This window comes from Streptomyces sp. NPDC059037 (assembly GCF_042740015.1).
Taxonomy (GTDB): domain Bacteria; phylum Actinomycetota; class Actinomycetes; order Streptomycetales; family Streptomycetaceae; genus Streptomyces.
In genome coordinates this window covers 21534-27938 of the sequence record NZ_JBHYIG010000057.1, presented here as the reverse complement: position 1 = coordinate 27938, position 6405 = coordinate 21534, and the positions used below count along the sequence as shown (strand labels likewise).

The following is a 6405-nucleotide window of genomic DNA, read 5'->3' as shown; positions in this document are numbered from 1 at the left end:
GCATACGAGCTTAACCCAAAGCGGGCCACCCACCCCCCGCGCTTATAGGAACCAACCCCAAACCCCGAGGGGGGGTGGCTGCGCTGCGCCACCACCCGCACCGTGGACCTCGACATCAACTGGTTCGACGCCGGGGGCGAATACCTCGACACCGCCGCCAGCAGTCAGCGCGTGGCCGCAGGCGTCTGGACGTGGTTCGAGGAGGTGTTCACCGCACCGGCCGGGGCCGCCTTCGCCAACATCGCCGCCACCGTCCCCGACTTCCCGCCCGTCGTCGACGTGCTGACCGCGACCCGCCTCACGCTGCGCCCCACCCTCGACGGCGAGGCGCCCGGCGTGTTCCCCATCGCCATAGAGATCTGGGGCGAACACCTCGACGTGCGCGGCATCGCGCCGTCCGCGACCGCCGGACTCCAGACATTCACCGTCACCCGCGGCACCAACGGCCTCGCACTCGCGCATCATGCGGGCGCCACCGTGCAACTCGCCCGACCCGCAATCTCTCCGCTTTAGGCTGGCACATCGCCCACGAAATTGGGACTCCCTATTGCAGCACAGCCAGCATCCTGTGCCCTATCGTCAGTCCATGGGCACGGCCGGTGAGGCCAAACCGAATGTCGAGGAACGCCGGGGGCGACGACTTCGACGAGTCGGTCTGCTGATCTTGGCTGTTACGGCCGGGATATTTCTACTCTTCCAGGCCATTGGAGACCCCTGGGATCGCGCCCCCCCGCCAGCCATCCCAGTCACCGGCTCTTGGGATCCCGACAACGGCGCCAGTGACGGCGGCTCCGGCGGGGGTTCTACCGCTACCCCCTCACCATCCGAGACCGACTCCGAGACGTCTCCGGGCGGGCCTGGAGGGACCGGCGGGCCTGGCGGGCCTGGCGAACCAGCGCCCAGCGCCAACAGCGCGGCTGAGATCATTAAGGCCGTCGCCTATCTCGTCGGAGCTCTTGGCGGCACTCTGACTGCTGTGCTTGGGCATATCGCCTTTGTTCGGGCTCACAGTCGACCGCACTCCTAGGACGCCATCTCAGTTGGGCATTCTGCGGCACCGGTTTTCCCCCGGCCCTTCTGCCGCCAATCGCACACCAAGCGAAGCAACCAGCACTGCTAACCGTCGCGCGATCACGCCGGTCGAAACGACGTCATAGGAGGCACCCTGTCCACGCCCGTTGCTCAGTGGCTCCCCGGCATGCAGATGACCGCGGGGCGCCTCCAATACATGCTGGAGAGGCTCTCCGAGTCCCTGACCGTCACCGCGTACGGAGCGGTCGGCATCGGGACCGTGGACGATGCCCCGGCGATTCAGGCCGTGCTGAACGCCGCCAAGATTCGCGGGGGTTGGGTGATCGTGCCGCCCGGTACCTACCTGCTCGCCACGCTCCCGCTCCGCATCTACCGCAACACCCGCCTGACCCTGCTCCCTGGGGCGCGTTTCGTGCGCGGCGCCGCCGAGACCATGCTCATCAACGGCGACGCCGGACAGAACCTGAGCGGCTACACCGGCCACGGCAACATCACCGTCGAGGGCGGCGTCTGGGACTGCCAGGGCACCGCTCCGGGGCTCACTGCCTCGGCCATGTGCATCAGCATCGGCCACGCCCGCGACATCACCATTCGGGACGTCGAGATACGGGATGTGTCCGGCTACCACGCCATCGAACTCAACTCGACGAAGCGCGGGACCATCGAGAACTGCCGCTTCCTGGGCTACTACGACCCTGGCGCCCGCGACTTCTCCGAGGCCGTACAGCTCGACTTGGCCAAGTCGTCGGGGGTGTTCGGCGGCTTCGGTCCCTACGACCACACACCGTGCGAGGACATCCTCATATCCGGTTGCTACTTCGGAGCATCCGGCACGAACCTCACCACGGCGTGGCCGCGCGGTATCGGCTCGCACTCCGCGACGATCACCAAGTACCACCGCCGAGTTCGGGTCTCCGACTGCACCTTTGAGGGCGTCACCCAGTACGCCGTCAGTGCCTACAACTGGGAAGACGTCGCCGTGACCGGCTGCAACTTCAGTGGCTGCGGCTCCGGGGTGCGCTTCCGCACGGTGATCCTCACCGACACCGAGGACACCAAGCGCCCCGACGGCACGCAGACCGGCGCCTCGCAGGCCATGCGCAACCTGACCGTCACCGGCTGCACCTTCCGCAGCGGCGGCGGCGGCTACAACGAGCCGATCGTCGCCCTCGGCGAGACGTCCGGGCAGATCCTCAACCTGACCATCGGCGACAACGCCATCGATGGCAGCACCGCCGGACAGAACGGCATCCGCCTCCAGCAGGTACAGCGGTTCGCCATCTCCGGAAACACGGTCTCCAGCGTGGACGGCACCGCCGTGTCGATGGAGAACGCGGACAACGGCGCGGTAACCGGCAACCAGATCTACACCCCCGGCTCACACGGCCTCACCGCCATCACCTGCACGCACATGTCGATGACCGGGAATCAGGTGCTGTACCCGGGCGGGAACGGCGTCCTGGTCCAAGACGGCAACAACATCCATATCCGCGACAGTTACATCAAGAGCCCCGGACGCTCGGCGAACAACACCTACTACGGCATCCGCCTGAGTAGTACCGCCTCGTCTATCTCCCTGTCCGGGATCAAGGTCCGCCCCAACGGATCGGGCAACGAGGCAATCAACGGCTTCTCCGCGACGAACACGTGCAGCCTCGTTGCCCGCTACGGCAACGACTGGCGCGGTACGGAGTTCACCGGCGGCGCCCTCGACGACAAGTCACCGGCCCCGCAGACCCTCGCGACCGACCTCGCCTGAGACGCGGCCGAGGTCCCACGAACGAAGGGCTCGGTTCGCGCAGACGGGTCATGATCGTTTTCTCCGCATGCCGGATCGGTGATACCTGGCACCTGAACGGTCCGTTCCCTCGCCAGGAGGCACCCATGCGTATGCGCACAATCCTCACCACAGCCGCCCTCGTCACCGCCACCGTCATCGGTGGGGCCAGCACGGCCGCCGCCGATGGCGAACCAGGCGCTGGCGCCTCGGGCAGCCCTGTCAACTCTCCCGGCACCGTCAGCGCCCCCCTCATCCAGGTGCCGGAGCAGATGCCCGTCGCTTTGTGCAAGAGCGCCGCCAGCCTTGTCGGCCTCGGCAACGCCTGCTGACGACCCGTAGAACTCTGGGCCCTTGCCGCCCATCCGCTGAGTTCCCACCCCCTAGCCCCGTACCTGATCAGGTGCGGGGCTTCGTCATGTCTGGAGTCTTCCCCTTGGCACGCATGCCCGGCGCCATATGGCGCCCCATCCCGATCAACTTCACCAACGACGGACAGGACCAGGTCCGCGGCGTCGTCGTGCACATCATGGCCGGAACGCTCGCCGGTACGGATAGCTGGTTCCGCAACCGCGACGCCCGCGCGTCGAGCCACTTCGGCACCGGCAAGGGCGGACAGCTCTATCAGTGGGTCGACACCAGCGACCGCGCGTGGGCGCAGGCCGCGGGCAACCCGGCATGGCTGTCCATCGAGAACGAAGGGCGGGGCGGCGACGCCCTCACCGACGACCAGCTCGACCGCAACGCGCAGGTACTCGCGTGGGCCCACACGACCTACGGCGTGCCCCTCAGAGTCGCCACCTCGACCAGCGACCGCGGCCTCGCCTATCACGGCCTCGGCGGAAGCGCATGGGGCGGACACACGTCCTGCCCCGGCTCCCGCATCGTCGCTCAGCTGCCCGAGATCGTCCGCCGGGCAAAGAAGCTCGCCGGCGACAACAGCGGCACCACGCCGGACAAGCACAAGCCGTACACCCCGCCGCCGTTCCCCAACGGCCTCGCCCCGGGCCGCAAGAGCCCGTCCGCCAAGCCCCTACAGCGTGCACTCAAGGCCGCCGGATACCTCGCCAAGAACGTGCCCGAGGCCGACGCGTACGGACTGCAGACCCAAGCCGCCGTGGCCCGCTTCCACAACGCCCACCCCGCCTACCGCGCCGCGGGCACCTCCCACGACCCGGCCATCGGCCCGCGCGGCTGGGCCGCCCTGCACCGCCTCGCCCACACCAAGTAGGGAGCACCACCCCATGACCGACGCCACGCGCCGCACACTGCGCACCCTCGTACAGACCACCATCGCCCTCGCCGCGACAATGCCCGCCATCGTCCAGGCATCCGGCATCCCCGAAACCCTGCCGTGGGTCGCCGGCGCCCTCGCCATCGCGGGCGGCCTCTCCCGCGTGATGGCCCTCCCCGGCGTCCAGACGCTCATGCCCGCGTGGCTGCGCACGGACCAGGACACCGGGGGTGGCAACGGGTGACCCAGCCCTCGCCGGACCCCGATCCGGGGGTAGCCGTCGAGCTGGAACGCATCCGCCGCACGCTCGAAGTTGGCTTCACCCGCACCGATGGAGCCCTCGCCCTGCTCGTGCAACGCAACGACCAGACCGACCACAAGCTCGACGACCTCGAAACGCGCCTCGACGACCTCGAACGCCGACGGTGGCCACTGCCCACCGTGGCCGCCCTGGTGGGTTTCGGCGGCTTCGCCTTGGCCGCCCTCGGGCAGCTCGCTGCCCGCTGATCGCCCGCCACCACTCGCCATGCACAACGCAAAGCCCCCGTCCCGGCGCTTGCCGGGGCGGGGGCCATCTGCCGTTGAGCGAGACCGTCAGCTCACTGCATCCTCGATCGCCTCAAAGATGTCGGCATCGGTCGCTTGCTGCCACCCGGGAAGGTCCGGCCAGTCAGCCACGTATCCGGGCTTGGGGTCCTCAAAGTGCTTGTACATCTGGGCAGTCCAGCACGTAGCGACGAACCGGCCCTTCTGCTCGCGGCTCAGCCGTGAAGCGTGGCCGCCGCTCAGGTCGAGGAACTGCCGCACCTGCTCATACACGGTGCCCGCTGCCTTCCGCTCCCACTCGGGCGTGTCCTCCCAAGGAGTCACGTAGCCAGGCTTCGGTTCGCCCGGGAAGTGCTTCCGCACGCTGGCGATCCATGTTTCCCGGAACAGCCGGGCACCCTCGGTCTCCGACATGGCAACCCCTCTCGTCACGTCGTGCTCAGTGTGGCGATCTCGGCGCCCAGCTCGGCAACGCGGCGGTCGTGAGCGAGTGAGCCGATCTCGGCCTGTAGCCCCTGGAGTCTACGGGCGACGTATCCGGAGGAAGATTGACGGGCGAGCCGCAGGGCCTCACGTCCGAAGGTGAGGACCTGGTCGGGGTCGCGCCGCTTGGCGCCGATCGCGGCGAGATCCGAGAGCACCACTCCGCGCCTGCGGAACGATTGGCCTTGGGCAAGGGCGCCTTGCTTCAACGCGCTCGTGAGCGCCGTCTCGGCGAGGTCGAGCCGCCCAAGCTGTACGTACCGGGCGCCGCGTTCCTCGGCGAGCCGTGAACCGTCGAACCGCAGCCAACCGCCATTGTGGGCGTGGCTCCCGAGGTCGAGCACCTTCTCGGCTTCATCGAGCGCGCGCTCGCACGAGTCGAGATCACCCGCGCCCGCGTACGCCTCTGCCTGTATGGAAGCGACCCACTGCCGAGTGGACAAGGAGTTGTCACCGCGCTTGGCGACCCGCCCGGCAACCGACAACAGGCCTACAGCCTCTTGGTAGTTGCGCCCGGCCATCTCCACGTATGCGTGTCGTACGAGGGCGCACGCCCAGAGGTCGAATGCGGCGGCCTCCTTACTCGCCGTCGCGGCCAGGGCGTAGGACGCCGCGGCGTCGGTATGCCTGTTGCCATCGAACGCCAGCTCTCCCGCTAGCTGAAAGAGATCGCCCGCGGCCACACACAGCGTGTCGGTGGAGCCCGCCCGGTCGGCGAGGTTCTCGTTCAACGCGACAAGCTGTTCGCTCACGATGGGCTGAACAGCCCTCTTCGAGCGGGCGAGTTGGTAGACCTGCCACAGGTGCCCGTTCATCCGCAGGAAGCCCGCAGCGTCGCCTTGCTCGGCATCGTCTGCCGCTGCCTCCGCCTCGTCATCAGGCAAGGCCGCGAGAGCGCTTGTCACGGCGATAACACGTAGGAACTCGCGCCGGATCATGTCGTCATCCCCTGGGCCGTAGGAGTCGCGCGATGACAACCCCGCAGGCTCCTCAGGGGTGGTTGGTGAGTTCGGGAGCAGGGTGTCGAGCGCGGCCAGTTCGACTTTCAGCAGCTCAGCCAGTTTCGGACGTAATGGCGGCTGAAGTTCAGTCTCACCCCTCTCCCACCGGCCAACCGTGGTGCGGTCAACGCCGAGTTGGGCGGCAAGACTCTCTTGACTGTAACCCAGGGCTTTTCGTCGTTTCGAGAGACTCATGCCGACCTCCCTCCCGTGCCCGCGTGCGCGCGCTCGTGCATCAGACGTGCCTCAAGAGTGCCGCATGAATGCCGTGGCCACCCCCTATACGGCGCGGTTCCCTTGAAGGTGTCAGACGGGGAAATGCCGAGGCCAGC

The 6405-nt window shown here is 67.9% G+C and carries 8 protein-coding genes; 6 read left to right on the top strand and 2 right to left on the bottom strand.

Features of this window, described 5'->3' with window-relative positions; all coding sequences use genetic code 11:
• Nucleotides 1-102 precede the first annotated feature (102 nt).
• The 6 genes from ACFWY6_RS14830 (at nucleotide 103) to ACFWY6_RS14805 (ending at nucleotide 4550) form a co-directional block, all read left to right on the top strand.
• The gene (locus tag ACFWY6_RS14830) at nucleotides 103-513 is read left to right on the top strand and encodes a hypothetical protein (protein ID WP_384689458.1); all 411 of its coding nucleotides are present in this window, start codon (nucleotides 103-105) and stop codon (nucleotides 511-513) included.
• A 685-nt stretch (nucleotides 514-1198) separates the two neighbouring features.
• Entirely contained in the window at nucleotides 1199-2791 is a 1593-nt protein-coding gene (locus ACFWY6_RS14825; RefSeq protein WP_384689455.1) for a right-handed parallel beta-helix repeat-containing protein, read from the top strand.
• Nucleotides 2792-2916: 125 nt separating this feature from the next.
• Nucleotides 2917-3141, top strand: a complete 225-nt coding sequence (locus tag ACFWY6_RS14820) for a chaplin family protein (RefSeq protein ID WP_384689452.1) — start codon at nucleotides 2917-2919, stop codon at nucleotides 3139-3141.
• A 113-nt stretch (nucleotides 3142-3254) separates the two neighbouring features.
• Nucleotides 3255-4040 (top strand): N-acetylmuramoyl-L-alanine amidase, encoded by a 786-nt coding sequence (locus ACFWY6_RS14815; RefSeq protein ID WP_384689450.1) that lies wholly within the window; start codon nucleotides 3255-3257, stop codon nucleotides 4038-4040.
• A gap of 13 nt (nucleotides 4041-4053) precedes the next feature.
• Complete coding sequence (locus ACFWY6_RS14810; protein ID WP_384689446.1) at nucleotides 4054-4287, top strand: hypothetical protein; 234 nt, start codon at nucleotides 4054-4056, stop codon at nucleotides 4285-4287.
• On the top strand, nucleotides 4284-4550 hold the full coding sequence (locus ACFWY6_RS14805) for a hypothetical protein (protein WP_384689444.1): 267 nt from the start codon (nucleotides 4284-4286) through the stop codon (nucleotides 4548-4550). Before ACFWY6_RS14810 ends, ACFWY6_RS14805 begins: the two co-directional genes overlap by 4 nt.
• 87 nt (nucleotides 4551-4637) lie before the next feature.
• Here ACFWY6_RS14805 and ACFWY6_RS14800 read toward each other — a convergent pair whose 3' ends face one another.
• Together ACFWY6_RS14800 and ACFWY6_RS14795 are read right to left on the bottom strand one after the other, a co-directional pair.
• Nucleotides 4638-5003 carry a hypothetical protein gene (locus tag ACFWY6_RS14800; protein ID WP_384689442.1) on the bottom strand — a complete coding sequence of 122 codons (366 nt, stop codon included), beginning with the start codon at nucleotides 5001-5003 and terminating at the stop codon, nucleotides 4638-4640.
• A gap of 14 nt (nucleotides 5004-5017) precedes the next feature.
• Entirely contained in the window at nucleotides 5018-6268 is a 1251-nt protein-coding gene (locus ACFWY6_RS14795) for a multiprotein-bridging factor 1 family protein (RefSeq protein WP_384689439.1), read from the bottom strand.
• Nucleotides 6269-6405: the final 137 nt, after the last annotated feature.